Origin of the sequence: Mangrovibacter yixingensis, from assembly GCF_020523985.1 — a bacterium.
Classification (GTDB): domain Bacteria; phylum Pseudomonadota; class Gammaproteobacteria; order Enterobacterales; family Enterobacteriaceae; genus Mangrovibacter; species Mangrovibacter yixingensis.
The window spans coordinates 548,473-571,918 of the sequence record NZ_JAIVKM010000002.1 but is presented as its reverse complement, the minus strand read 5'-3'; the positions used below and the strand labels follow the sequence as shown (position 1 = coordinate 571,918).

At 49.5% G+C, this 23,446-nt stretch carries 26 protein-coding genes and 1 other RNA gene; 8 read left to right on the top strand and 19 right to left on the bottom strand.

Going from position 1 to position 23,446, the window contains the following annotated elements:
• Positions 1-29: 29 nt before the first annotated feature.
• Positions 30-408, top strand: an RNA gene (gene rnpB / locus LC084_RS13355) — RNase P RNA component class A.
• Positions 409-949: 541 nt separating this feature from the next.
• Here the strand turns inward: rnpB and LC084_RS13350 are convergent.
• A complete protein-coding gene (locus LC084_RS13350) occupies positions 950-1,417 on the bottom strand; it encodes a nuclear transport factor 2 family protein (protein ID WP_226571684.1) in 468 nt (155 codons plus the stop codon).
• Positions 1,418-1,511: 94 nt separating this feature from the next.
• Here LC084_RS13350 and LC084_RS13345 point away from each other — a divergent pair, with 94 nt between their 5' ends.
• Positions 1,512-2,072, top strand: a complete 561-nt coding sequence (locus LC084_RS13345) for a TetR/AcrR family transcriptional regulator (protein WP_226571683.1) — start codon at positions 1,512-1,514, stop codon at positions 2,070-2,072.
• Between the two features lie 48 nt (positions 2,073-2,120).
• Entirely contained in the window at positions 2,121-2,447 is a 327-nt protein-coding gene (locus LC084_RS13340; RefSeq protein WP_226571682.1) for a gamma-glutamylcyclotransferase family protein, read from the top strand.
• A 30-nt stretch (positions 2,448-2,477) separates the two neighbouring features.
• On the opposite strand, the gene LC084_RS13335 is transcribed toward LC084_RS13340, so the two are convergent.
• Together LC084_RS13335 and LC084_RS13330 are read right to left on the bottom strand one after the other, a co-directional pair.
• On the bottom strand, positions 2,478-2,627 hold the full coding sequence (locus LC084_RS13335) for a hypothetical protein (RefSeq protein WP_226571681.1): 150 nt from the start codon (positions 2,625-2,627) through the stop codon (positions 2,478-2,480).
• Positions 2,628-2,652: 25 nt separating this feature from the next.
• Positions 2,653-3,354: a pirin family protein gene (locus LC084_RS13330; protein WP_226571680.1), complete on the bottom strand. Its 702-nt coding sequence runs from the start codon at positions 3,352-3,354 to the stop codon at positions 2,653-2,655.
• Between the two features lie 101 nt (positions 3,355-3,455).
• On the opposite strand from LC084_RS13330, the gene LC084_RS13325 reads away from it, so the two are divergent.
• Positions 3,456-4,355, top strand: a complete 900-nt coding sequence (locus LC084_RS13325; protein ID WP_226571679.1) for a LysR family transcriptional regulator — start codon at positions 3,456-3,458, stop codon at positions 4,353-4,355.
• Positions 4,356-4,404: 49 nt separating this feature from the next.
• On the opposite strand, the gene LC084_RS13320 is transcribed toward LC084_RS13325, so the two are convergent.
• The 11 genes from LC084_RS13320 to LC084_RS13270 form a co-directional block, all read right to left on the bottom strand.
• On the bottom strand, positions 4,405-4,770 hold the full coding sequence (locus LC084_RS13320) for a DUF805 domain-containing protein (RefSeq protein WP_226571678.1): 366 nt from the start codon (positions 4,768-4,770) through the stop codon (positions 4,405-4,407).
• A 182-nt stretch (positions 4,771-4,952) separates the two neighbouring features.
• Positions 4,953-5,942 carry a glutathione S-transferase family protein gene (locus LC084_RS13315; protein WP_226571677.1) on the bottom strand — a complete coding sequence of 330 codons (990 nt, stop codon included), beginning with the start codon at positions 5,940-5,942 and terminating at the stop codon, positions 4,953-4,955.
• 139 nt (positions 5,943-6,081) lie between these two features.
• Positions 6,082-6,474, bottom strand: coding sequence for a DoxX family protein (locus LC084_RS13310; protein WP_226571676.1), 393 nt, complete (start codon positions 6,472-6,474; stop codon positions 6,082-6,084).
• Between the two features lie 191 nt (positions 6,475-6,665).
• On the bottom strand, positions 6,666-6,941 hold the full coding sequence (locus tag LC084_RS13305) for a YqjK-like family protein (RefSeq protein ID WP_226571675.1): 276 nt from the start codon (positions 6,939-6,941) through the stop codon (positions 6,666-6,668).
• Complete coding sequence (locus LC084_RS13300) at positions 6,934-7,335, bottom strand: phage holin family protein (RefSeq protein WP_226571674.1); 402 nt, start codon at positions 7,333-7,335, stop codon at positions 6,934-6,936. Before LC084_RS13300 ends, LC084_RS13305 begins: the two co-directional genes overlap by 8 nt.
• Positions 7,335-7,634 (bottom strand): DUF883 family protein, encoded by a 300-nt coding sequence (locus LC084_RS13295; protein ID WP_064600529.1) that lies wholly within the window; start codon positions 7,632-7,634, stop codon positions 7,335-7,337. Before LC084_RS13295 ends, LC084_RS13300 begins: the two co-directional genes overlap by 1 nt.
• A gap of 100 nt (positions 7,635-7,734) precedes the next feature.
• Positions 7,735-7,986, bottom strand: coding sequence for a DUF1090 domain-containing protein (locus LC084_RS13290; RefSeq protein WP_264193524.1), 252 nt, complete (start codon positions 7,984-7,986; stop codon positions 7,735-7,737).
• 167 nt (positions 7,987-8,153) lie between these two features.
• On the bottom strand, positions 8,154-8,540 hold the full coding sequence (gene mzrA / locus LC084_RS13285) for an EnvZ/OmpR regulon moderator MzrA (protein WP_226571673.1): 387 nt from the start codon (positions 8,538-8,540) through the stop codon (positions 8,154-8,156).
• Positions 8,537-9,199 (bottom strand): DedA family protein, encoded by a 663-nt coding sequence (locus LC084_RS13280; RefSeq protein ID WP_226571672.1) that lies wholly within the window; start codon positions 9,197-9,199, stop codon positions 8,537-8,539. The genes mzrA and LC084_RS13280 overlap by 4 nt, the downstream gene beginning before the upstream one ends.
• Positions 9,200-9,538: 339 nt before the next feature.
• The gene (gene exuR, locus LC084_RS13275; RefSeq protein ID WP_226571671.1) at positions 9,539-10,315 is read right to left on the bottom strand and encodes a transcriptional regulator ExuR; all 777 of its coding nucleotides are present in this window, start codon (positions 10,313-10,315) and stop codon (positions 9,539-9,541) included.
• 121 nt (positions 10,316-10,436) lie between these two features.
• Positions 10,437-11,738, bottom strand: a complete 1,302-nt coding sequence (locus LC084_RS13270; RefSeq protein ID WP_226571670.1) for an MFS transporter — start codon at positions 11,736-11,738, stop codon at positions 10,437-10,439.
• A 472-nt stretch (positions 11,739-12,210) separates the two neighbouring features.
• On the opposite strand from LC084_RS13270, the gene uxaC reads away from it, so the two are divergent.
• The 3 genes from uxaC (at position 12,211) to LC084_RS13255 (ending at position 15,753) form a co-directional block, all read left to right on the top strand.
• Positions 12,211-13,623 (top strand): glucuronate isomerase, encoded by a 1,413-nt coding sequence (gene uxaC / locus LC084_RS13265; protein ID WP_226571669.1) that lies wholly within the window; start codon positions 12,211-12,213, stop codon positions 13,621-13,623.
• A gap of 18 nt (positions 13,624-13,641) precedes the next feature.
• Positions 13,642-15,129, top strand: a complete 1,488-nt coding sequence (locus LC084_RS13260; protein ID WP_226571668.1) for a UxaA family hydrolase — start codon at positions 13,642-13,644, stop codon at positions 15,127-15,129.
• 93 nt (positions 15,130-15,222) lie between these two features.
• Entirely contained in the window at positions 15,223-15,753 is a 531-nt protein-coding gene (locus LC084_RS13255; RefSeq protein WP_226571667.1) for a YgjV family protein, read from the top strand.
• Positions 15,754-15,789: 36 nt separating this feature from the next.
• Here the strand turns inward: LC084_RS13255 and sstT are convergent, their stop codons facing one another.
• The 4 genes from sstT to LC084_RS13235 all read right to left on the bottom strand — a co-directional run bounded on the left by sstT (position 15,790) and on the right by LC084_RS13235 (position 20,100).
• Positions 15,790-17,037: a serine/threonine transporter SstT gene (sstT, locus tag LC084_RS13250; RefSeq protein ID WP_226571666.1), complete on the bottom strand. Its 1,248-nt coding sequence runs from the start codon at positions 17,035-17,037 to the stop codon at positions 15,790-15,792.
• Positions 17,038-17,293: 256 nt separating this feature from the next.
• Positions 17,294-18,262 carry a TerC family protein gene (locus LC084_RS13245; protein ID WP_226571665.1) on the bottom strand — a complete coding sequence of 323 codons (969 nt, stop codon included), beginning with the start codon at positions 18,260-18,262 and terminating at the stop codon, positions 17,294-17,296.
• A gap of 268 nt (positions 18,263-18,530) precedes the next feature.
• Positions 18,531-19,529, bottom strand: a complete 999-nt coding sequence (locus tag LC084_RS13240; protein ID WP_226571664.1) for a Gfo/Idh/MocA family protein — start codon at positions 19,527-19,529, stop codon at positions 18,531-18,533.
• Positions 19,530-19,596: 67 nt separating this feature from the next.
• Positions 19,597-20,100, bottom strand: coding sequence for a M48 metallopeptidase family protein (locus LC084_RS13235; protein WP_226571663.1), 504 nt, complete (start codon positions 20,098-20,100; stop codon positions 19,597-19,599).
• Between the two features lie 85 nt (positions 20,101-20,185).
• On the opposite strand from LC084_RS13235, the gene rlmG reads away from it, so the two are divergent.
• Entirely contained in the window at positions 20,186-21,319 is a 1,134-nt protein-coding gene (rlmG, locus tag LC084_RS13230) for a 23S rRNA (guanine(1835)-N(2))-methyltransferase RlmG (protein WP_226571662.1), read from the top strand.
• On the opposite strand, the gene LC084_RS13225 is transcribed toward rlmG, so the two are convergent.
• Positions 21,320-23,341, bottom strand: coding sequence for an NADPH-dependent 2,4-dienoyl-CoA reductase (locus LC084_RS13225; RefSeq protein WP_319004409.1), 2,022 nt, complete (start codon positions 23,339-23,341; stop codon positions 21,320-21,322).
• Between the last annotated feature and the right edge of the window lie 105 nt (positions 23,342-23,446).

The following is a 23,446-nucleotide window of genomic DNA, read 5'->3' as shown; positions in this document are numbered from 1 at the left end:
ACGGCGCGAAACCCTCTATACTGCGCGCCGAAGCTGACCAGACAGTCGCTGCTTCGTCGTCGTCCTTTTCGAAGGAGACGGGCGGAGGAGAGGAAAGTCCGGGCTCCATAGGGCAGGGTGCCAGGTAACGCCTGGGGGGTGCAAACCCACGACCAGTGCAACAGAGAGTAAACCGCCGATGGCCTGCGCAAGCAGGATCAGGTAAGGGTGAAAGGGTGCGGTAAGAGCGCACCGCGCGGCTGGCAACAGTTCGTGGCACGGTAAACTCCACCCGGAGCAAGGCCAAATAGGGGTTCATAAGGTACGGCCCGTACTGAACCCGGGTAGGCTGCTTGAGCCAGTGAGCGATTGCTGGCCTAGATGAATGACTGTCCAAGACAGAACCCGGCTTACCGGTCAGCTTCACACTTTTCAGGTCCCGCCAGCAATGGCGGGGCTTTTCTTTTTTCACCCGATATTTACCCGATATTCACCCGAGATGAATGACTGTCCAAGACGCTATATAACAAAGAACGCGGCTTACCGGTCAACTTCACACTTTTCAGGCCCCGCCAGCAATGGCGGGGCTTTTCTTTTTTCACCCGATATTCACCCGAGATGAATGACTGTCCAAGACGCTATATAACAAAGAGCGCGGCTTACCGGTCAACTTCACACTTTTCAGGCCCCGCCAGTAATGGCGGGGCTTTTCTTTTTTCACCCGATATTCACCCGAGATGAATGACTGTCCAAGACGCTATATAACAAAGAACGCGGCTTACCGGTCAGCCTCACACTTTTCAGGCCCCGCCAGCAATGGCGGGGCTTTTCTTTTTTCACCCGATATTCACCCGAGATGAATGACTGTCCAAGACGCTATATAACAAAGAACGCGGCTTACCGGTCAGCCTCACACCTTTCAGGCCCCGCCAGCAATGGCGGGGCTTTTCTTTTGTGAGATTTCTGGGACTCAACAACCACACTCGCTCAGGCTGGGGTGGCTATCCGGGCGCCTGCCCAAAGGCCAAAAGAACAGGCGTTCAGTGTGTGAAATGGGGAGATCGTTAATACAGGCAAATCGCCTTATCATCAGGCCTTGCTCATTAAATTCCCAGTTTTCGTTACCATAACTGCGAAACCAGTTCCCTGAATCATCGTGCCATTCATAGGCAAATCGAACAGCAATTCTGTTCTCATTTACCGCCCATAATTCTTTGATTAACCGGTAATCCAGTTCTTTTTGCCATTTGCGTTGTAAAAATTTCACTACAGCTTCACGCCCGGTAACAAATTCGGCCCGGTTGCGCCACACAGTCTCCGGCGCATACACCCGCGAGACTGTTTCAGGGTCACGGCTATTCCAGGCATCTTCTGCCATTCGTACTTTTAATGTGGCGCTTTCATAAGTAAAAGGGGGTACTGGTGGTCGCGTTTCCATGATAGCTCCTGTAGTCTGTAGACAGACTTGTCTACATAACCTATCTGATGTAGACAGCTCTGTCTACTTATTGGCGAAAATCAGGGAGAGTGAAGTGACTGCAACTGAAAAAAATAGTGCCAAAGAGCGCATTATTCACACCGCTCATGAATTGTTTTATAAAGATGGAATCAGGGCTACCGGCGTAGACCGGATAATCAAAGAAGCGGGTGTGACAAAAGTAACTTTTTATCGCCATTTCCCGGCTAAAAATGATCTTATTCTTGCCTTTCTTCATTACCGGCACGGCTTATGGATAACGTGGTTTGCCATGGCGTTGAAAGAGGAAATGGCACAGAGTGGCAAGCTTCACCTGGCTCTGCCACAGGTGCTATCCCGGTGGTTTCTGTCACCCGAATTCCACGGCTGTGCTTTCATTAATGCCACCAGTGAAATTACTGGCGTATTACCAGAGGCGCTGCCAGTGATTCGGGAGCATAAGCAGGATATGGCCGAGACTATCGCGCAATGCCTGCCAGATACCCCGCAGCGCATCCAGGCAGCGCAAAAATGTGCTTTATTAGTGGATGGCGCTATTGTTCAGGCGCAGCGGGAAGAAGACCGGGAGGCAATAGTAGCGCTATTGCAGGACTGTCTCGCCGATTTCATACACTAAGTTATTTTTCCACTTTACGTTTTATTGTGACTGGCACCAGGAGCAAAAATGGCACATCTGTTTGTCTATGGATCTCTCTGCCCAGGGGAGGAAAACGCTGGGTTGTTGATGGGAATGGAGGGAAAGTGGGAACCCGCACAGGTAAAAGGCCATGTGGTCAATTCAGGGTGGCGTACATTGGGAGGTTACCCGGCATTAGTGTTGGATTCGCAAGGCGGGATTGTTGACGGCTACCTTTTTACATCCCAAAAATTGGATGAGCACTGGGCAATGCTGGATGATTTCGAAGGCGCTGACTACCTGCGGGTAACCGTGGACGTGACTACACAACAGGGGCAAAAAATGAGTGCTTTTGTCTATAGTCTGAAGGCCTGATGCAACAGGCCATGCAGACGAAGTCGTGTGTCAGGCATAGATTTCTTCAGCCAGGCGCACTTGAGCTTCCACGACAATGGCTTCTAGCTCATCCAGCATATGAGTAAAAACATCATCAAGTGAAGCAGGTTGCGTTACCCATGTTGTAGCGCTGTCTGCGGGCATGTCTTCGTGTTGCATAACAGTCTCTCTCATAGAGCGGGGGTTATACTGGCAAGTCTACCAGCAACCCTTCCAGGTCGGTATCCGCCACAAGGGTTAGGTGTGCCTCATCCTTAATAAACGCACCATCACCGCAAGTCATATGGGCTTTTTCCTGGGCGCCTGTCTGTGCATGAAAAGTGCCATGAATAGATTGCAAATATGCCCGAGGCCCATGAAGCTGAAACTCCGCCTGTTCGCCTGCTTTCAGGTTCACATAGTGGAGCCAGACTTGTTGGCGCAGAATCAGGCTGTTTTGGCTGCCATCTGGTGAGGCGATTAACTGCCGTTTATCGCCTGCCAGGGTTATTTTCTGGATTAATGGATTTTCGCATTCCGGGCAGGCATCCAGCCACAGTTGCATCCGGGTAAGTGATTTGTCTTTGCTGGTATTAAGCTCGCTGTAACTACAACCCTGCTGTGTAGATAACAGCAATGCCTCACCCGCTTTAACCCGAATATGGTTACCCTCGCTGTCACGGTATTCTGCTTCACCATCCAGAATTAAATTCAGAATATCCACTTTAGGATAAGTGCGTGGCTGAAATGCCGATCCCGGAGACAGAACTTCCTGATTCAGCACACGTAACGACGCATAACCGAGTAAGTCTGGGTCAAAGTAATGCCCAAATGAGAAAGTATAGCGAGCCTGTAACCAGCCAAAATCTGCCTGGCCGCACTGTTTTGCTGTTCTTGTCGTAATCATGTTTTAACCTCTTTTTGCTCTCTCCATGTTAAGTAACTGGACGCTGCATTGTTAGCCAGTTAATCTGCTTGGTATATTCAAATTTCCTGAAAGAGAAGAGGATGGCAAAAGAACGCGCACTCACGCTGGAGTCATTAAGGGTTATGGATGCTATTGACCGGCGTGGAAGCTTTGCTGCAGCGGCAGACGAACTGGGCAGAGTACCTTCTGCACTGAGTTACACCATGCAAAAACTTGAAGAAGAGTTGGATGTGGTGTTGTTTGATCGCTCAGGTCATCGAACAAAGTTCACCAATGTAGGTAGAATGCTGCTGGAGCGAGGCAGGGTATTGCTGGAGGCCGCAGACAAACTCACGACAGATGCTGAAGCCCTGGCTCGCGGGTGGGAAACACACCTGACGATTGTGACCGAGGCGCTGGTGCCTACTTTCGCGTTGTTCCCGTTGGTAGAACGCCTGGCGGAAAAAGCCAATACACAGCTTTCACTGCTTACCGAGGTACTGGCCGGTGCCTGGGAACGTCTGGAGCAAGGGCGGGCAGATATCGTTGTTGCTCCTGACATGCATTTTCGCTCTTCAACGGAGATTAACTCCCGCAAGCTGTATTCCATGAAGAACGTGTATGTCGCTGCGTCTGACCATCCCATTCACAATGAACCAGAACCACTTTCTGAGGTGACGCGTGTGAAATACCGGGGGATTGCGGTAGCAGATACCGCGCGCGAACGCCCGGTTTTAACCGTTCAGCTTTTGGATAAACAGCCACGGCTTACAGTAAGCACCATTCATGATAAACGTCAGGCACTGCTGGATGGCATGGGTGTGGCAACGATGCCCTGGCCGTTGGTGAAACAAGATATTGAGGAAGGGCGTTTACGCGTAGTGAGCCCTGAATCGACCAGTGAGGTTGATATTATCATGGCCTGGCGGCGTGACAGCATGGGAGAAGCCAAGTCATGGTGCCTGCGTGAAATACCGAAGCTGTTCGCACATATGAAATAACCCTGCTTGTTTCACATCTGAACCCGGGGCTTTACCGGGTTCAGTGCTGTCAGTTAATCGCTATTTTAGGGTCGTTGCCAAAACGGTTGGCACCACGGTTACCTTCCTGGCAATAGAATACCAGCAAGACCAGTGCGCCAATCAGTGGAATGAGCATGAGTAGCAGCCACCAGGCGGAACGGTCGGTATCGTGCAGGCGGCGAAATTGCAGCGCCAGTGAGGGAATTAACACAAACAGGCTATACAAAGATGATAATACACCCTGCTCATGAATACGCAGGTGTAACATGTTATCCAGCACCGACAGAACTGCTGCAAAAATGATATTAACCAGGGTAAACATCCAAAATTCTTTGCGACGAGCCCGTCCCTGAAAATCAAAGTAATTGCGCAGTGCGCTTAAATACCAGTCCATTTGCACTCTCCTTTCCAGTCAGAAAATCTTTTTAATCACCAGATAAAGCATAGGACTGAAAATAAAACTGGCAAATGGCAGGCACAGAGAATGGCTGAGTTCTCATCGCTTTGAGTATGAATGGCGGGGGAGCTTGTGGAAGTGGTGCAAACCGGGCGCTGGCCTGGTTTGCATCTCGTTATTTAACCTGGAAACTGCAGTTCGCGCCCATGAGGTTGCATTAAATCCTGCACAGGACCAGTGGAAATGATACCTGTCGGGTTAATCGTTTTATGGCTGCAAAAATAGTGGTGGCGAATATGGTCAAAGTTGACGGTATTCGCAATTCCCGGTATTTGGTAAATATCGCGTAAGTAGGCAAACAAGTTCGAATAATCACTGATGCGCTTGCGGTCACATTTAAAATGGGTGACATACACCGGATCGAAACGGATTAGCGTGGTCCACAGGCGGATATCTGCTTCTGTCAATTGGTTACCAACCAGCCAGCGTTGTTGCCCCAGCAAGTCTTCCAGTTTATCCAGCGCAGTAAACACACCGGCTACCGCTTCATCATACGCTTCCTGAGATGTCGCAAACCCTGCTTTATACACGCCGTTATTCACAGAATCATAGACCCAGGCGTTAGTCTCATCTATTTGTTCACGTAACGATTCTGGATAGTAATCTCCCGTTGTTGCGCCCAGTGCATCAAATGCACTGTTGAACATACGGATAATTTCAGCAGATTCGTTGCTGACAATCGTCTGGTTTTGTTTATCCCAAAGCACGGGAACAGTAACACGGCCAGAGTATTGTTCATCGGCATGTAAATAGAGCTGGTACAAATACTCATGCTGATAAAGGCCATCGCCCGTTGCGCCCGGGAAATCCTGAGCCAGTGTCCAGCCGTGTTCAAACATCAAAGGGTGAACTACCGAAACGGAAATGAAATCGGAAAGTCCTTTCAGCTGCCGCATAATCAGTGTGCGGTGGGCCCAGGGGCAGGCAAGAGAGACATACAAATGGTAGCGGGATTTTGATGCTTCAAACCCACCCTTTCCGGTTGGGCCTGGTGTGCCATCTGGTGTTATCCAGTTGCGAAAAGCGGAGACAGAGCGCTTGAATCGCCCACCCGTTGCTTTCGTATCATACCAGGTATCGTGCCAGACCCCGTCAATAAGTTGTCCCATGTCTGTTTCCTCTGTTCTGTTTCTTTAGCCCGGCTTCCCAACAGACGACTGTTATAGCGAGAAACAAGTGAAAGGGCTGATTGTCAGTTGCCGTGATAAAGCAATAGCGGAGATATTCTCCGCTTTTTGCTTTGAACCATTACCAACTCTTTTTCAGGATACGGTCCAGGCTGATAGCACCAGGGCCGGTGATGAAAAGCAGCAGATAACCGCCAGCAATCGTCAGGTTTTTCATGAACATCAGTGAGTTCACGCCTTCTGCGAAATTACTGTGGAAGATAAATGCAGTAATTAACGTGAAGATTGCAGTAATGATAGCTGTTGTTCGGGTCAGGAAGCCAAACAGGATAGCCAGACCACCGCCGAACTCCAGTAAGATGGTCAGTGGCAGTAACGCTCCTGGAACCCCCATCGCCTGCATGTATTGCTGCGTTGCTCCGTAGGCGTTGATTTTTCCCCAACCGGCATAAATAAACAGAATTGGCATCAGGATGCGTGCAACCAGAAAACCAATATTTTCGAATTTTTTCATCTTACTCTCTCCAGAAAACCAGATTATTTTTATTGAGTGACAGCAGGTAATTAGCGTGCCTTGCTGTCCATGGCTGAATAGTAAAGAGACTGAGGGGAGATTGTTAGCAAGTAAAATTGTCAGAAAAATTCAAAAAAATTGATAGTGTCGCAAATGGGGGATCCCACGAATGAACCGTGGGATTTTATCGGTTAACGCAGCATGCTACGAACTAAACGCAAAGTACTCCAGACAACTGGCCCACGGCGCAGTAGCCGCACCAGCCGACCAGGGCGGCGTAATTGCCAGGTTGCCAGCACACCGCTTGCAGCTATGGCCGCCCATTTGTAGCGTGCCAGATGCCGCCAGCCAGCATCTACTGGTGCCATTGCAGATAGCCACTCACGTTCTGCACTGAGCAAGTCAAGACGTTGCTGCTGAATACGCAATGTCAGCCGCGCCTTTCGTTCTGCAAGTGATTCACTCATTGTGGGTATCCTCCAGCGCCTGCCGGTCTCTTGATAACTCTTTACGGGTTTGGCGCAGCAGGGTAGATGCACGTGATTTATGCAATGCCACAAGGCCACAGAAGAGTGCCAGCAGAAGCAATACCACGGTTGTCGCTGCTAACGTATAGAGCCGGTATTGCGGGTCAATAACCCAAACAATTAACACGAGCAAGCTGGCAAGGCCAAACAGAGCGAAAAGCAGTGTCAGTGACAGCAGGAGAAGTAACTGAAACAGGCGTGCTTTTTCCTCTTCCAGTTCGACTACAGCTAACTGAAGCCGGGTCTCCACCATGGAGACCAGCAGCGACAGAATACGCTTTCCCGAACCAAGAATACGCCCTCCCGGCCCTTGTGTCGGAGAATTATCCATCATTAACGACGCGCCAGCAGCATACCCAATACCAGGCCTGCAGCCGCACCAATTCCGATGCCGGCCCAGGGATTTTCATGAACATAGTTATCTGCTTTGCAGGCTGCTTCCTTAGTTTGGCGCAGTACTGCTTCGCTGGTTTCACTTACACGGACCCGGCTCTGTTTGAGCATACGTTCAGCTTTAGCGCGTACTTTCTCAACTTCCTCTTTAGACTTCTCTCCAGAAGAGTTCAGCACTTCTTCAAGGGTATCGGCCAGGGATTTCAGTTCGTCACGCAATTGTTCAGTATCTTTGGACATACAGGCTTCTCCAGTTTATTCACAGTTCCATGAATCAGGCTCCGCTACCCGGTCAGGGTGGTGCCTGCTGTAACTCTGGTTTTCCGCCAGGGATTAACCCTTATCTCGTGTAGGTGGTTTTATGTTTTTCACCCGATAAACTATTGCGGTGGGATTCCTCCCTGCACCGGGACCTTACCTCAGTCAGTGCCTTATTCAGGCCATCAATACGGCGCTGATTGTGGTGCTTTTTCGCGTAGTTTATCTCACGCAATATACCTTGTTGCTTATCCTGACAGGCGGTGGAAGCCTGTATCTGAGGGGAGAGAAGCAGCAAGGTAAACGTACATACCAGCAAGGTGCGATAATTCATCATTAACACGTCCGTTCGTTTCTGGTAGCAGCAACAAGGGGGCACCAGTCCGTTGAAGATGCTATCAGTGTAGCGATTTTGTATTTTTAAATCGCCTGGTAAGCATAGTCAGGATGAAGCTAAACGGCAAAGTAAGTGAAAATATTCAGAATATTCGGTAATGCGACTTACCCGATTCTGGAAGGTGAAACACCAAGGCGTGCCAGCCAATGGTCAAATGGGGTCGGTTCCTGACGGGGGGTAATTACGTACCCGTGCGGGAGTGTTGCTGAAAGCACTCGGGCAGCCGCTTCGCTTTGCACATTTGAATCAAATTTAATCACGAGCTTGTTGTCATCCGGCGTAATGCTTTTTACCCGAATGCCATTGGCATCCAGGTGGTGCCACACAAAGAAACCATCGGGAATCGTTGCGCCTGCACGTGCAGGACGAATCTCTAGTGTCGTATCGGGTTGGCGGGTTGCTGCCCAGAATACGGTGCTGGCACAAATCAGTAACAGGGCCACTAAGCCAAGATGGGCTCGTCGGTTGGTTAAACGATGAAACAGTTTCATCCTTTGCTCCCGTTGCGTTTTTTCCACAACATCACCAGGGAACCCAGCAGGCCGAAGACCAGCAGCACCACCGGGATAAGCATCAGGCAGGACATCAACGCATCTTCATATTTGGCAAACACGGGGGTTTTGCCCAGCAAATAACCCAGCGCTGTTAGAATCAGAACCCATAGCAACCCACTCATCCAGTTGAAAAACTGGAAGCGTGAACTGCTAAGGCCCGAAAGCCCTGCAATCGTTGGTAACAGAGTACGAACAAAAGCGATAAACCTGCCCACCAATAGCGCAGAAAGACCGTGTTTATGGAACAAGTGATGGGCACGTTGATGATAATGAGTTGGCAGGTGAGATAACCATTTCTGTACCAGGCGGGCATTGCCAAGCCAGCGGCCCTGAATAAAGCCAACCCAAGAGCCGAGGCTTGCTGCGGCAGTGAGCAAAATTAATGTAGGGATGGCGGCGAGTGCGCCTTTGGCAATCAGCACGCCGATTAAAATCAGCAAACTGTCTCCGGGAAGAAATGCTGCCGGAAGTAAGCCATTTTCCAGGAACAAAATCATAAATAAAACAAAATACAGCATGCCAATCATGGAAGGATTGGCAAGGGTTTCAAAATCCTGACTCCAAAGAGCATTAAGGAGTTGTGTAAAAAGTTCCATTCAGAGGTCCTGGCACATCAGTCAAAGCCAATCACGAGAGAAGGGGCTAACGGAGGGATTTGTTTTCCGCTTGTATATCACCGTACAAAACCATACCAGCGTACAACACTATGCTACCGTACAAAAAACAGCCTTTTCTGACGTGTCACATACGTGGCAAAAGGCAGCAAAAAGGAAGGCTGGCCACGAAAAATGCGTCCAATTGTAACAAATGTAGATGTTATGCGTCACAATATTTAGCAATAAGTCGGGCTGATTTTGCGCGGTAAAATGCAGGCATGCGAGAGTATTTACAAAGGCTGACACTAACGCCCTGAATATCTCTCGCTCATTGCCGGATTATTTGTGTGGGATACCGGGGGCTTCAAGGTGAACAACCGGGTTTTCAGCAAACAAGTAGCGATCTGCATTGAACTCAAAGTCATCACTGGTTTCATTGAACAACATCTGCTTGGTGTTTTCCAAATGCTGCCACATCGCCAGCTTTGCCGCATGGGGATCTTTTCGGACCAGCGCGCGCATAATCTGGTCATGATCATCACACCAGTGATCGACTGTTCTGAGATCGATATGATCGTGTAATTTTTTCCAGTAAGGGTTATGAACACGTTGTGTCCACATCCTTTCTACGATGGCGGCTAAAGCGCTGTTTTGGGTTGCCAGTGCAACCTGCACATGAAACTGTAAATCCCATTCTGAATCCCGAAAACACTTTTCATGCCGCGCTTGTTCCTGGATTTCCATCAACTTCATGATGTCTTGTTTGGTAACCTGCGTGGCCGCGAATTCGGCAATATTGCTTTCAATTAGCTGTCGTGCCTGGAGTAGTTCGAAAGGGCCATAATTAGCAAATTCAAACCGCTCATCGGGCTGTGCACTGTAGCGGGCCTGGTTTGCAATAACGTGAATGCCCGAGCCTTTACGAACTTCAACGTAACCTTCCACTTCGAGCATGATGATTGCTTCACGCACCACAGTACGGCTTACATTTTTTTCATCAGCGATAAAACGTTCCGCGGGTAATTTGTCTCCGACAAGATAAACGCCGCTTTCTATTCGGTGTTTTAGCTCAGCGGCAAGTTGCTGATATAAGCGACGAGAATCCGATATCTCCATAAGCGGCTCCAGGATGGGGTCTGATACATAATGAAACTAATTTGTTATACCACTTATATCTCCCTGGCTCTACTTGATGCTAACAAAAAGCCGCCTGGAGGCGGCTTTTTGAGAACCAGGTTTAACTTTGCGCCGCAGTGTGACCGACGCTTTCATCATCCACAACATCTTCAGCGGATTTATTTTTCAGTACCGTCCAGATAACCAGCGCACCGAGCAAGTCGAAAACGGCCAGCACAGCAAACAGTGGGCTGAAACCAATTTTATCAGCCAACGCACCGACAACCAGGGCGAACAGTGTACTGGCGGTCCAGGCTGCCATACCGGTCATCCCGTTAGCGGTCGCCACTTCATTACGGCCAAACACATCGGAAGACAACGTAATCAGTGCACCGGACAGAGCCTGGTGAGCGAAGCCACCTACACACAGCAGGGCGATAGCAACATATGGGCTGGTGAACAAACCAATAGTACCAGGGCCAATCATCAGGAATGCGCCCATGGTTACAACCAGTTTACGAGAAACAATCAGGTTAACACCGAACCAGCGTTGGAACAGCGGAGGTAAATACCCACCAATGACACAACCCAGGTCAGCAAACAGCATTGGCATCCAGGCAAACATAGCAATTTCTTTCAGGTTAAAGCCATAAGCTTTGAACATGAACAGTGGGATCCAGGCGTTAAATGTACCCCAGGCTGGTTCTGCGAGGAAACGCGGTAACGCAATACCCCAGAACTGGCGGTTACGCAGTATCTGCCAGGCAGATAATTTTTTGCTGTTATTAGTCTGGTGTTGGGCTTCCTGACCACTGATGATGTATTCACGTTCTTCATCAGACAGTTTTTTCTGGTCTTTCGGGTGTTTATAGAAGAACAACCACATCATCGCCCAGGCAAAACTCAGTACCCCGGTGATAACAAACGCCATTTCCCAGCTGTGGATCATAATTGCCCACACAACCAGAGGCGGTGCAATCATGGCGCCAATAGAGGAACCCACGTTGAAGTAACCAACAGCAATAGAACGTTCTTTTGCCGGGAACCATTCACTACTGGCTTTCAGGCCTGCAGGGATCATTGCTGCTTCTGCAGCACCAACTGCACCACGGGCAATAGCCAGACCACCCCAGCTGCCTGCCAGCGCGGTTGCGCCACAGAAAACAGCCCAGAAGATAGCAAATACGGCGTAGCCAACTTTTGTACCAAGAATATCAAGGATATAGCCAGCAACAGGCTGCATCACTGTGTAGCATGCAGAATAAGCGGCAATAATATAAGAGTATTGCTGAGTAGTGATATGAAGCTGTTCTTGCAGAGTCGGCGCAGCCACAGCGACAGTGTTACGGGTTAAATACCCCAACACGGTCCCCAGCGTGACCAGTGCAATCATATACCAGCGTAAGCCTTTGATCTTTCGCATTTCAAACCTCAGTATTTGTTTTCAACCGCGCCACACGGTTGCATTGCAGGATGTATCCTGCATATGAGTTTTATTCAGGAGGGTTCTACCAGTGCAACTAAGGTATGGCCCATGCCTTGCTAGTTAGAATGTGTAAAGCATCCGGCATCCATACCCACTGAAGCGATAAAAGTGCATCGCAAAATATTCCGTAATATTTACTGTTCTTGACGAGGCAAAAGATAACTTGTCATACAGCTTTAAAAGTTGAGAGCCATCACAAAAGTGCATTAAAGACAGGGTTATTAAACGAAGATAAGCTACGCCACGTCTGGCGCGGCTTGAGGTATATTTTTTAACTTTAAATAAACATAATTTGTATGGTTTATGTGATCCAGAACACAAAATTCTACTCGGTCGCAATGAATTGGTGTGATAACTTTATAGCCATACTGATTAGGTATCCGATAACGTGTCCAGAGGAACAACGATAATGACTCGGTTTATGACTGAAGACTTTCTGCTTGATACTGAATTTGCCCGTCGCTTGTACCACGACTACGCAGCGGATGAGCCGATTTTCGACTTCCATTGCCATCTTCCCCCGCAGCAAGTCGCAGAAAACTATCGTTTTAAAAACTTGTATGACATCTGGCTGAAAGGTGATCACTACAAGTGGCGTGCGATGCGCTCCAACGGTGTTGCTGAGCGTCTGTGTACTGGCGATGCTACTGACCACGAAAAATTCAATGCCTGGGCAGAAACCGTGCCCCACACCATTGGTAACCCGCTTTACCACTGGACGCATCTGGAACTGCGTCGCCCATTTGGTATTACAGGTAAGCTGCTGTCACCAAAAACTGCAGATGAAATTTGGGAACAGTGCAATTCACTGCTTGCCGAAGATGCCTTCTCTGCTCGCGGTATCATGAAGCAGATGAATGTGAAAATGGTTGGGACGACTGATGACCCGATCGATGCGCTGAACCACCACAGTGCGATTGCAGCCGATACCAGCTTTGACATTAAAGTATTGCCGAGCTGGCGTCCGGATAAAGCATTTAACATTGAGCTGGCGACATTTGTTGATTACATGGGCAAGCTGGCTGAAGTGTCCGACACCGATATTCGCCGTTTCAGCGATCTGCAAACTGCACTGAAAAAACGTCTGGATCACTTTGAAGCTCATGGCTGCAAGGTGTCTGACCATGCGTTGGATGTTGTGATGTATGCCGATGCAGACGAAGCAACGCTGGATGGCATCCTTGCTCGCCGCCTGACTGGCGCGACTCCGTCCTCGCTGGAAGTTGCTCAATTCAAAACAGCAGTGCTGGTTTGGTTGGGTGCAGAGTATGCTCGTCGCGGTTGGGTTCAGCAGTACCACATTGGTGCGCTGCGCAACAACAACACTCGCCAGTTTAAACTGCTGGGGCCAGATGTGGGCTTCGACTCCATCAACGACCGCCCGCTGGCAGAAGAACTGGCACGTCTGTTGGACAAACAGAACGAAAATAATCAACTGCCGAAAACTATCCTTTACTGCCTGAACCCGCGTGATAACGAAGTCCTGGGTACCATGATTGGTAACTATCAGGGCGAAGGTATTGCCGGGAAAATGCAGTTCGGTTCAGGCTGGTGGTTTAATGACCAGAAAGACGGTATGGAACGTCAGATGACACAACTGGCGCAATTGGGTCTGTTAAGCCGTTTTGTTGGGATGCTGACCGACAGCCGTAGCTTCCTGTCATACACCCGCCATGAATATTTCCGCCGTATCCTGTGCCAGATGATTGGTCACTGGGTTGAAGCGGGCGAAGCTCCGGCAGATATCGAGTTGTTAGGCCAGATGGTGAAAAACATCTGCTTTAACAATGCGCGTGATTATTTTGGTATTGAACTGAACTAAGTCTCAACTGAGGTTGATATGCAATACATTAAGATCCATTCGCAAGATAATGTCGCTGTTGCGCTAGTGGACCAGGCCGAAGGGGCCATCGTCAATGTCGATGGGCAGGAAATAACCCTGCATCAACCTGTTGCGCGTGGGCACAAGTTCGCCATCCGGGCTATTGCGAAGGATGAGAACGTTGTTAAGTATGGTCTGCCTATTGGCCATGCACTGGTTGATATCCAGCCTGGTGAGCACCTTCACTCGCATAATATGCGCACCAATCTGAGCGATCTGGACGAGTACAGCTATCAACCTGAAACGCTGGGATCCATGGCGCAGGCGGGGGATCGCGATGTTCAGATCTACCGCCGCGCTAATGGTGAAGTGGGTGTGCGTAATGAGTTGTGGATCCTGCCCACAGTTGGATGTGTTAACGGGATAGCCCGCCAAATTCAACAGCGTTTTTTGAAAGAAAACGATGATGCGTCTGATATTGACGGTGTTTACCTGTTCAGCCATAACTACGGTTGTTCTCAGTTGGGCGATGATCACATCAATACGCGTACTATGCTGCAAAACATGGTTCGCCACCCGAATGCCGGTGCCGTGCTGGTTATTGGCCTGGGGTGTGAAAACAACCAGATCAGCGCATTTCGTGAAACCCTGGGTGAGTTCGATGAAGAACGCGTTCACTTCATGATTTGCCAGCAGCAAGAAGATGAAGTGGAAGCAGGGATTGAACACCTTCAGGCGTTATATGAAGTGATGCGTAATGACAAACGCCAACCAGGCAAGCTGAGTGAACTTAAATTTGGCCTGGAGTGTGGTGGTTCTGACGGGTTGTCCGGGATTACCGCTAACCCAATGCTTGGGCGTTTCTCAGACTTTATGGTTGCCAATGGTGGTACAACCGTACTGACTGAAGTACCTGAAATGTTTGGTGCGGAACGTATCCTTATGAGCCACTGCCGTGACGAAAGTACGTTTGAAAAAACCGTCACTATGGTGAATGACTTCAAACAGTATTTCATTGCCCATAACCAGCCTATCTACGAAAATCCATCACCTGGTAACAAAGCGGGTGGGATTACTACGCTGGAAGAGAAGTCTTTGGGATGCACTCAAAAAGCGGGTTCCAGCCAGGTTGTTGATGTGCTTCGTTATGGTGAGCGCCTTAAAAACCATGGTGTTAACTTGTTAAGTGCGCCTGGCAACGATGCTGTTGCAACCAGTGCGCTGGCAGGTGCGGGTTGCCATATGGTGCTGTTCAGCACCGGGCGTGGCACACCTTACGGCGGGTTTGTTCCTACTGTTAAGATTGCCACGAACAGTGAACTGGCGGCGAAAAAACCACACTGGATAGATTTCGATGCTGGTCAATTGCTGCATGGAACGTTAATGCCGCAATTACTGGAAAAATTCATCGATCTTATTGTTGATATTGCTGACGGCAAACAAACCTGCAATGAGAAGAATGATTTCCGTGAACTGGCTATCTTCAAGAGCGGTGTCACATTGTAAAATGCTGTCACCAGCGTAAAATAAAACGGCGTTCCACTTAGTGGTGCGCCGTTTCTTTTTGGCTTTATTCCTTTCCACTGTTAAGGGTTTCCCATGTCAGTATATTGGCTTGCTCAGGGCATCGGGGTCATCGCATTTCTGATTGGTATAACGACTTTTCTTAATCGCGATGAACGGCGTTTTAAAGTACAGCTATCAATATACAGCGCTGTTATTGGTATCCAATTCTTTCTGATGGGTGCATTCCCGGCGGGTGCCAGTGCCGAACTGAATGCCATTCGCACCTTAATCACGTTGCGAACCCGCAGTTTGTGGGTGATGGTTATTTTTATCGTTTTGACGTTGTTATCAGGGTCAATCCATGTTGAATACTGGTTTGAAATTCTGCCAGTGATAGGGACGGTTGCCAGTACCTGGGCGTTATTTCGCTGCAAGGGCCTTACCACCCGTTGTGTCATGTGGTGCTCAACAGCATGTTGGTTGACACACAACGTGTTACTGGGTTCGATAGGCGGGACACTGATAGAAGGGAGTTTTTTAATCGTTAATGGCGTAACAATTATTCGCTTCTGGAAGATGCAGAAACGCGGGATTGACCCATTTCTGGTAGAAAAAACACGCTAATCCCCCCGGTATGCCGGAGGGATTGACTGGGTAATATTAGCCGCGTAATGGGTCACGGTCGGCCAGCCGTGCATCTTCTGCCTGGCATGCAGCGGCAGTGAACAGAGCATCGGTCGATGAGTTCAGCGCTGTTTCACAAGAATCCTGCAGTACGCCAATGATAAAGCCAACAGCCACAACCTGCATGGCAACATCATTCTGAATACCAAACATCCCACAAGCCAGCGGAATCAGCAGCAGAGAGCCACCCGCCACGCCAGAGGCACCACAGGCACACAGCGATGCCACAATGCTCAGCAGCAAAGCAGTGGGTAAATCAACTGCGATACCCAGAGTGTGTACTGCTGCCAGTGTCAGCACAGTAACGGTGATAGCAGCCCCTGCCATATTAATGGTAGCCCCCAAAGGGATGGACACCGAGTAAGTGTCTTTATCCAGGTTCAGCTTCTCACACAGCGCCATATTCACTGGGATATTTGCCGCGGAACTGCGGGTGAAGAACGCCGTAACACCACTTTCACGCAGGCAGGTAAATACAAGAGGATAAGGGTTGCGGCGAATTTTCAGAAATACCAGCAGGGGGTTAACCACCAGAGCAACCAGGAACATACAACCAACTAACGCTATCAGTAACTGGCCATAACCCAACAAAGTGCTGAACCCTGTTTCCGCCAACGTGGAAGAGACAAGGCCAAAAATACCCAGAGGAGCGAAACGGATAACGACACGAACCATGAACGTAACGGCATGAGAGAAGTCTGATACCAGGTTTTTGGTTCCTTCACTGGCATGACGCAGAGCAAAACCTAAACCAACGGCCCACACGAGAATACCAATATAGTTGCCTTTCAGCAGGGCATCGACAGGGTTGGAGACCATGCTCATCAGCAGGCCTTTTAATACTTCAACAATACCAGAAGGCGGTGTGACGTCGGTGGCGGCAGCGGTCAGGTGCAGGGTGGAAGGGAACACAAAACTTACCACTACCGCACACAGTGCTGCGCTGAAGGTTCCCAATAAATAGAGCACCAGAATAGGGCGGATATTTGTCTTACGCCCTTTTGTATGGCTGGCAATAGACGACATAACCAGCATCAGCACCAGCACTGGGGCAACAGCTTTCAGTGCGCTGACGAATAATGTGCCGAGCAGGCCAACTGCCAAAGCGGCAGGTTTCGATGCCCACGCCAGCAGAATGCCCAGAACTAAACCTACAAGGATTTGTTTAACCAGACTGCCCTGCGCAATACGCTGGAACAGGCCAGGAGAAGAGTGTGTAGCCATTGATATTTCCTGTCTGAGATGATGCGAAACATCCCGGCTGCCGTATTATTTGTGACATTTATAGCGGGATGTAACAATGTGTTTGCATGAGTGAGTATAAGGATATTCTGTCGCGGTGGAAGTGATATGCTCTAATTCTTTTCTGTTCATCCAGAATTAATAACTAAGACATAACAATTTTGTGATAATTGCAGCAAATGTGCAGCCTGCTGCTTTACCAAATAATAAAGGGGCAAATGCCCCTTTGCTCAGATGATTATTTCACCTTGTTTTGTTTGTCATTTCGCCAGTTAACCCAGCTATTAATCAGTAATGTTAGTGCCAGGATTGCACCAACAACCCCCAACGAAATACCAACCGGGATATGGAAAAAGTCCACGATAAGCATTTTCACACCAATAAATATCAGAATGACTGCCAGCCCGTACTTCAACATGGAGAAGCGCTCAGCAACACCCGCCAGCAGGAAATACATGGCGCGTAAACCCAGAATGGCAAATAAGTTTGACGTAAGGACAATAAAGGGGTCAGTGGTGACGGCAAAAATAGCCGGAATACTATCTACAGCAAAAATGACATCACTCAGCTCCACCAGGATCAGCACCAACAACAGCGGAGTGGCAAACAACAAACCATTTTTACGCACCACAAAGTGTTCATTTTCAATGGTATCAGTCATGCGCAAATGGCCTTTCAGCCAGCGAACCAACGGCTTATTTTCCAGACTACCGTCATCTTCTTTTGCCACTGCCATTTTAATCCCGGTGAAGAGCAGGAACGCGCCAAACAGGTACAGCAACCAGGAAAACTGCGCAATAAGCCAACTACCGGTGAAAATCATGATAGTTCTCAGGACAATCGCCCCCAGGACTCCATAAATAAGCACTCTGCGCTGTAATGCCGCGGGTACAGCAAAATAGCTGAACAGCATCAACCAGACAAAAACGTTATCAACCGCCAGCGCTTTTTCAATCAGGTAACCGGTCAGGAAAGCCAGTGCCTGCGTGTCAGCGACCGAACGGCCTTGTGTTTCGGTGAGATACCACCAAAAAGCGAGGTTAAAAAGCAGAGAAAGTGAGACCCAGATAACCGACCAGATGGCGGCTTGCTTCATTGACATGGCATGGACGCCACGACGGCCCTGCAACAGCAGATCAATTGCCAGCATAATGGCGACGACAACGGCAAAACTGCCCCACAGCAACGGAGTGCCAACACTATTCATGGAGAGATTCCTTAAAACAAAAACGGCCAGTGTCGGAAGACGCCAGCCGCATCGCTACATTGCAAGCACCTCGCCTTCCGGCAAGGTCTCACTTACAATGCGTTATGGAACCCAGTGTTATGGAACCCCATCCACATTGCCCGGTGACCGGAAGCTTGTGCTTCGTAATGACGACCAGCCGGCAATGAAGTTACTCCCCTTTGCGCGTAACAAAATATGTCAGCGGCCTGATATATACAAGCTCCCGAGGCCGATGATTTACGAAAGTTTACGCAATGAGCGACTCCGTTGTTGCGTCTGCCGGGAATATAACGCCTGTTTGCTGGCGAATCTCGGTTTGCCAGCGAGCAATGCCCAGGCTGCAGGCCAGGTGAGGGTGCTCGACCAGGTTCTGTTCCACATAGTCGGCAAACACCAGAGCCTCATACAGCATAGTATTAATATGCTGGGGAACCGTAAGGGTTTGTGCTGAACCATCACGCGGCAAAAATGTAACTGCCAGGCATTCAGACAACTTTTCTATTTGCAGCGCCCCTGATTCGCCCTGGATTTCACTGGGTAGCGATGAGTCACTCACCTTTGAGTGCCGCAGTGTTACATCGAAATCGCCATAATCCATGACAACAGTGCCATGTGCGTCCACACCACTGTCCAGCAAGCTGGCTTGTGCTTTTACCTCACAAGGCTCACCAAACAATGCGATTGCGGCCCCCAGGCAATAGAACCCAATATCCATAATGGAACCATTAGAGAACGCCGGGTTAAACGTGTTGGGATTCTCACCATCCAGGTAGCGCTGATAGCGCGAAGAATATTGGCAGTAATTCAGCAGAACTTTACGCAACTTGCCCACTTTAGGCAGGGCGTTTTGTAATACCTGAAAATTAGGCAGTGAAGGGGTTTTGAATGCTTCAAAGAGCACCACCCGGTTTTCTTTGGCACAGGCAATTGCCGCTTGCGCTTCATCAAAGTTAGATGCCAGCGGCTTCTCACAGATCACATGCTTTTTATGGCTGAGAAACAACTGTGTCTGGGAAAAATGCAAGGCGTTTGGGCTGGCGATATATACGGCGTCGATTTCATCGTGGCAGGCCATTTGTTCAAGGGAAGTAAACAAATGGGATACCGGGTAGTCACGGGCAAAGGCTTCCGCCTGCTCAAGTGTACGTGAATAAACGGCAACGAGTTGATATTTACCGCTTTCATGGGCCGCATCAACAAACTGGCGGGTTATCCAGTTAGTTCCAACTACAGCGAAGCGTATCATAGACAGGTACTGTCTCCAGTAGGGGATGTCATCTCAGGTTAGCACGTTTTTTGGCGGGTAAAATGCATCAGGAGGCCGTTTTTTGTAGCGAAAGGTGCGTAAGCCACAACCGGGTATCGAATTCCAACTGGTGGTAATCTGGCGCCATATGGCAGCAAAGTTGGTAAAACGCTTTGTTGTGCTCTTTCTCTTTCAGATGCGCCAGTTCGTGGACCACAATCATGCGTAAGAAAGCTTCAGGTGCTTCACGAAATAGCGTTGCCACGCGAATTTCTGCTTTTGCCTTGAGTTTATTGCCCTGTACCCGGGAAATAGCTGTGTGCAGGCCAAGTGCATGCTTAACCACATGAATTTTGTTATCCCATAGCACCTTATTAATAGGTGGTGCGCTACGCAAATACTGGCTTTTCATCTCCTGAACGTAAGACCACAGCGCTTTATCCGTAACAATCTCATGGCTGTCCGGGTAGCGTTTTTCAATGAGTTTCCCGAGCTGGCCTTGGGCAATTAACGTCTCAACCTGCTCCAGTAACGATGCCGGATAACCCTGCAAAAACGGGCGTGTAGTCATATTCTCTCCGCGGGTCAGGAAAAAGGTTTACTCTGAGGTCAAATTAAGGGATAAAACGCGCAGATTTTAGCACTGTGGAGAACCAATGAGCCAGGTAGAGTTAGCCGGGCGCGTATTCGCGCTGGAACGTTTCCCTGTTACTGACGACGTCAACCCGCTCCAGGCGTGGGACGCTGCCGATGAATATTTACTGCAACAGGTTAATGGGGATATCGACGGGCCGCTGGTCATTCTCAACGACAACTTTGGCGCATTGACCTGCGCTTTGGCTGAGCATAATCCCGTTTTTGCCAGTGACTCTTTGCTCGCGCAAATCGCCACGGAGCGTAACCTGCAAAATAACGGGATTGATGGCAGCGCCATAACCTTTCAGGGCAGCCTTACCGCTCTGCCAGAAAAGCCTGCGTTGGTCGTTATTAAAGTACCCAAACAATTAGCGTTGTTGGCTCATCAACTGGAGCAAATCCGCCAGGTCGCCACACCGCAAACGCGTATTATTGCCGCGGGTAAAACGAAAGAGATCCACAACTCCACCCTTGCGCTCTTCGAACGTATTCTTGGGCCAACAACCACGTCTCTGGCCTGGAAAAAAGCCCGCCTGATTCACTGCACTTTTACTGCTCCTGCATACCAACCAGCCAGCCAGACTGAGCAGTGGGCAGTGCCGGAAACTGGCTGGACTATTCATAACCACGCCAATGTTTTTTCCCGTAGTTCCCTGGATATTGGCGCGCGTTTCTTTATGCAGCACTTGCCTGAAAACCTGGAAGGCAGCCTGGTCGATTTAGGTTGCGGAAATGGCGTGATTGGCCTGTCTTTGCTGCACAAAAACCCGCAGGCGCAAGTGACATTCATTGACGAGTCCTCAATGGCGGTGGCTTCCAGCCGTATAAATGTGCAAGAAAACCTGCCCGGTGATATGGAGCGCTCTGTTTACCTGGTGAATAACTCGCTGGCGGGGCTGGAAGCTAATCAGTTTGATGCAGTGCTGTGCAACCCGCCGTTTCACCAACAAAATGCGATTACAGATAATATTGCCTGGCAGATGTTTAATGATGCCCGCCGTTGCCTGAAATATGGCGGCGAATTGCGCATTGTAGGCAACCGCCACCTGGATTATTACGTCAAACTGAAGCGTGTGTTCGGTAATTGCACCACGCTGGCTACCAACAAAAAATTTGTTGTATTGCGGGCTGTGAAAACCCGCAAACAATACTGATCACAAGCTCAGCGCGAGGCGGGTGCCTTGCGCTATGGCCCGCCGGGCATCAAGCTCGGTTGCCACATCACATCCGCCAATCAGGTGTACTTGTTTTCCCTGCTCTTTTAATGGTTCGGATAATGCCCGCAGTGGCTCCTGCCCCGCGCAGATAATCACATTATCCACTGCCAGTATTTGTTCTTCTTCTCCGCAACGGATATGTAAACCCGCATCGTTAATCCGCAGATATTGCACACCAGCCAGCATTTTGACGCCGCGCTGCTGCAAAGTCGTTCTGTGGATCCAGCCGGTTGTCTTTCCCAACCCCTCGCCAGGCTTGCTGTTTTTGCGTTGCAGCATAATGATTTCACGTGGGTTCTCTGGTTGGTAAGCTGCATCTGGAATCACTCCGCCTGCATGCTGGAGTGATGTATCTATTCCCCATTCCTGGCAAAAACGCGCCACATCAAGGCTGGTGGCTGCCCCGTTTTGGCTTAAGTACATAGCGGTATCAAAGCCAATACCTCCGCTACCAATAATAGCGACACGCCGCCCAACAGGTTTCTTGTCTCTCAGTACCTCAAGGTAACTCAACACGCAAGGGTGGTTAATGCCATCAATATCTGGTGTGCGTGGTGCCACTCCTGTCGCCAGTACAACCTCTTGCCATTCGGTTAACAGCTCTGGCGTAACCCGTTCCCCCAGGCGTACATCAACATGATGCAGTGCCAGCATACGTTGGTAGTAACGTAATGTTTCCCGGAACTCCTCTTTACCGGGGATTTCTTTAGCTATATTGAATTGCCCACCAATGGCGTGAGCCTGGTCAAATAACGTGACATGGTGCCCGCGCATCGCGGCATTTACCGCGAAGGCCATTCCTGCGGGGCCCGCACCAACAACAGCAAGCCTGCGTTTCCCGGCTGCCGGACGCAGAGGCAACTCCGTTTCGTGGCAGGCGCGAGGGTTGACCAGGCAAGAGGTGATTTTCCCCATGAAGATTTGGTCAAGGCAGGCCTGATTACAGGCAATACAAGTATTAATTTCATCACTGCGCCCACTTGCTGCTTTTGAAATAAATTCAGCATCTGCAAGGAATGGGCGTGCCATCGAAACCATATCTGCGTCGCCATCGCGTATAACGGCCTCTGCAACATCCGGGTCATTAATACGGTTGGTGGTTATCAGTGGAATGGCAACTTTACCTTTGAGTTTACGCGTCACCCAGGTAAAGGCGGCACGAGGAACCGATGTTGCGATAGTGGGAATACGCGCTTCATGCCAGCCAATACCGGTGTTAAGCAGCGTTGCGCCCGCCTGTTCAATGGCGCGGGCAAGCGCACATGTTTCATCAAAGGTGCTGCCACCTTCCACCAGGTCGAGCATCGAAAGCCGGTAAATAATAATAAACTTATCCCCGGCAGCCTTGCGCACAGCAGAGACAACCTCTGTTGCAAAGCGCATACGGCGGGGCCAGTCACCACCCCATTCATCGTCACGTTGATTGGTGCGGGCTGCAAGAAATTCATTAATTAAATACCCTTCAGAACCCATTATTTCCACGCCGTCATAGCCCGCTTTTTGTGCCAGTTCAGCACAGTGTGCAAAATCATTAATCAGCGCCAATATCTCTTCATGGGTTAACGCATGGGGTTTAAAGCGGTTAATGGGTGCCTGAATGGCCGACGGAGCCACCGGGTGTGGTTGGTAGCTATAACGCCCAGTATGCAGAATCTGTAAAGCAATTTTCCCACCCTGCTGGTGGACGGCATCGGTAATGGCCTGGTGATCCTTGAGGTGGTGTTCAGTATCAAGCGTGGCACCTTGCGCCATAGCGACCCCGGAAGGGCAGGGCGCGACACCACCAGTCACAATCAGTGCCACGCCGTGCTTTGCCCGCTCGGCATAAAAAGCAGCCAGCCTTGCAGGGCCATCAGGGTGTTCTTCCAACCCCGTATGCATTGACCCCATAAGCACCCGGTTTTTTAGTGTAGTGAAACCCAAATTAAGGGGGGACAGCAGCGATGGATAGCTCATCATTTTTTCCGTTTTTGTTATGTGGTCGGATGAGTTATTAATTTAGCTGGCAAATGCCTGATGCACAGTGTCAGGTAAAACGATTGTGATGGGATTCAAATAACTGGT

What these genes read in the sequence shown, in the direction of transcription:
- LC084_RS13225 (WP_319004409.1), bottom strand. Translation starts at nt 23,341, where the DNA reads ATGATGAGCTATCCATCGCTGCTGTCCCCCCTTAATTTGGGTTTCACT.
- LC084_RS13270 (WP_226571670.1), bottom strand. Translation starts at nt 11,738, where the DNA reads ATGCGAAAGATCAAAGGCTTACGCTGGTATATGATTGCACTGGTCACG.
- LC084_RS13235 (WP_226571663.1), bottom strand. Translation starts at nt 20,100, where the DNA reads ATGACTACACGCCCGTTTTTGCAGGGTTATCCGGCATCGTTACTGGAG.
- LC084_RS13295 (WP_064600529.1), bottom strand. Translation starts at nt 7,634, where the DNA reads ATGTCCAAAGATACTGAACAATTGCGTGACGAACTGAAATCCCTGGCC.
- LC084_RS13300 (WP_226571674.1), bottom strand. Translation starts at nt 7,335, where the DNA reads ATGATGGATAATTCTCCGACACAAGGGCCGGGAGGGCGTATTCTTGGT.
- LC084_RS13330 (WP_226571680.1), bottom strand. Translation starts at nt 3,354, where the DNA reads ATGATTACGACAAGAACAGCAAAACAGTGCGGCCAGGCAGATTTTGGC.
- LC084_RS13325 (WP_226571679.1), top strand. Translation starts at nt 3,456, where the DNA reads ATGGCAAAAGAACGCGCACTCACGCTGGAGTCATTAAGGGTTATGGAT.
- sstT (WP_226571666.1), bottom strand. Translation starts at nt 17,037, where the DNA reads ATGGCTACACACTCTTCTCCTGGCCTGTTCCAGCGTATTGCGCAGGGC.
- exuR (WP_226571671.1), bottom strand. Translation starts at nt 10,315, where the DNA reads ATGGAGATATCGGATTCTCGTCGCTTATATCAGCAACTTGCCGCTGAG.
- LC084_RS13315 (WP_226571677.1), bottom strand. Translation starts at nt 5,942, where the DNA reads ATGGGACAACTTATTGACGGGGTCTGGCACGATACCTGGTATGATACG.
- LC084_RS13310 (WP_226571676.1), bottom strand. Translation starts at nt 6,474, where the DNA reads ATGAAAAAATTCGAAAATATTGGTTTTCTGGTTGCACGCATCCTGATG.
- LC084_RS13280 (WP_226571672.1), bottom strand. Translation starts at nt 9,199, where the DNA reads ATGGAACTTTTTACACAACTCCTTAATGCTCTTTGGAGTCAGGATTTT.
- LC084_RS13340 (WP_226571682.1), top strand. Translation starts at nt 2,121, where the DNA reads ATGGCACATCTGTTTGTCTATGGATCTCTCTGCCCAGGGGAGGAAAAC.
- LC084_RS13240 (WP_226571664.1), bottom strand. Translation starts at nt 19,529, where the DNA reads ATGATACGCTTCGCTGTAGTTGGAACTAACTGGATAACCCGCCAGTTT.
- uxaC (WP_226571669.1), top strand. Translation starts at nt 12,211, where the DNA reads ATGACTCGGTTTATGACTGAAGACTTTCTGCTTGATACTGAATTTGCC.
- LC084_RS13260 (WP_226571668.1), top strand. Translation starts at nt 13,642, where the DNA reads ATGCAATACATTAAGATCCATTCGCAAGATAATGTCGCTGTTGCGCTA.
- LC084_RS13245 (WP_226571665.1), bottom strand. Translation starts at nt 18,262, where the DNA reads ATGAATAGTGTTGGCACTCCGTTGCTGTGGGGCAGTTTTGCCGTTGTC.
- LC084_RS13320 (WP_226571678.1), bottom strand. Translation starts at nt 4,770, where the DNA reads ATGGACTGGTATTTAAGCGCACTGCGCAATTACTTTGATTTTCAGGGA.
- LC084_RS13350 (WP_226571684.1), bottom strand. Translation starts at nt 1,417, where the DNA reads ATGGAAACGCGACCACCAGTACCCCCTTTTACTTATGAAAGCGCCACA.
- mzrA (WP_226571673.1), bottom strand. Translation starts at nt 8,540, where the DNA reads ATGAAACTGTTTCATCGTTTAACCAACCGACGAGCCCATCTTGGCTTA.
- LC084_RS13305 (WP_226571675.1), bottom strand. Translation starts at nt 6,941, where the DNA reads ATGAGTGAATCACTTGCAGAACGAAAGGCGCGGCTGACATTGCGTATT.
- LC084_RS13335 (WP_226571681.1), bottom strand. Translation starts at nt 2,627, where the DNA reads ATGCAACACGAAGACATGCCCGCAGACAGCGCTACAACATGGGTAACG.
- rlmG (WP_226571662.1), top strand. Translation starts at nt 20,186, where the DNA reads ATGAGCCAGGTAGAGTTAGCCGGGCGCGTATTCGCGCTGGAACGTTTC.
- LC084_RS13255 (WP_226571667.1), top strand. Translation starts at nt 15,223, where the DNA reads ATGTCAGTATATTGGCTTGCTCAGGGCATCGGGGTCATCGCATTTCTG.
- LC084_RS13290 (WP_264193524.1), bottom strand. Translation starts at nt 7,986, where the DNA reads ATGAATTATCGCACCTTGCTGGTATGTACGTTTACCTTGCTGCTTCTC.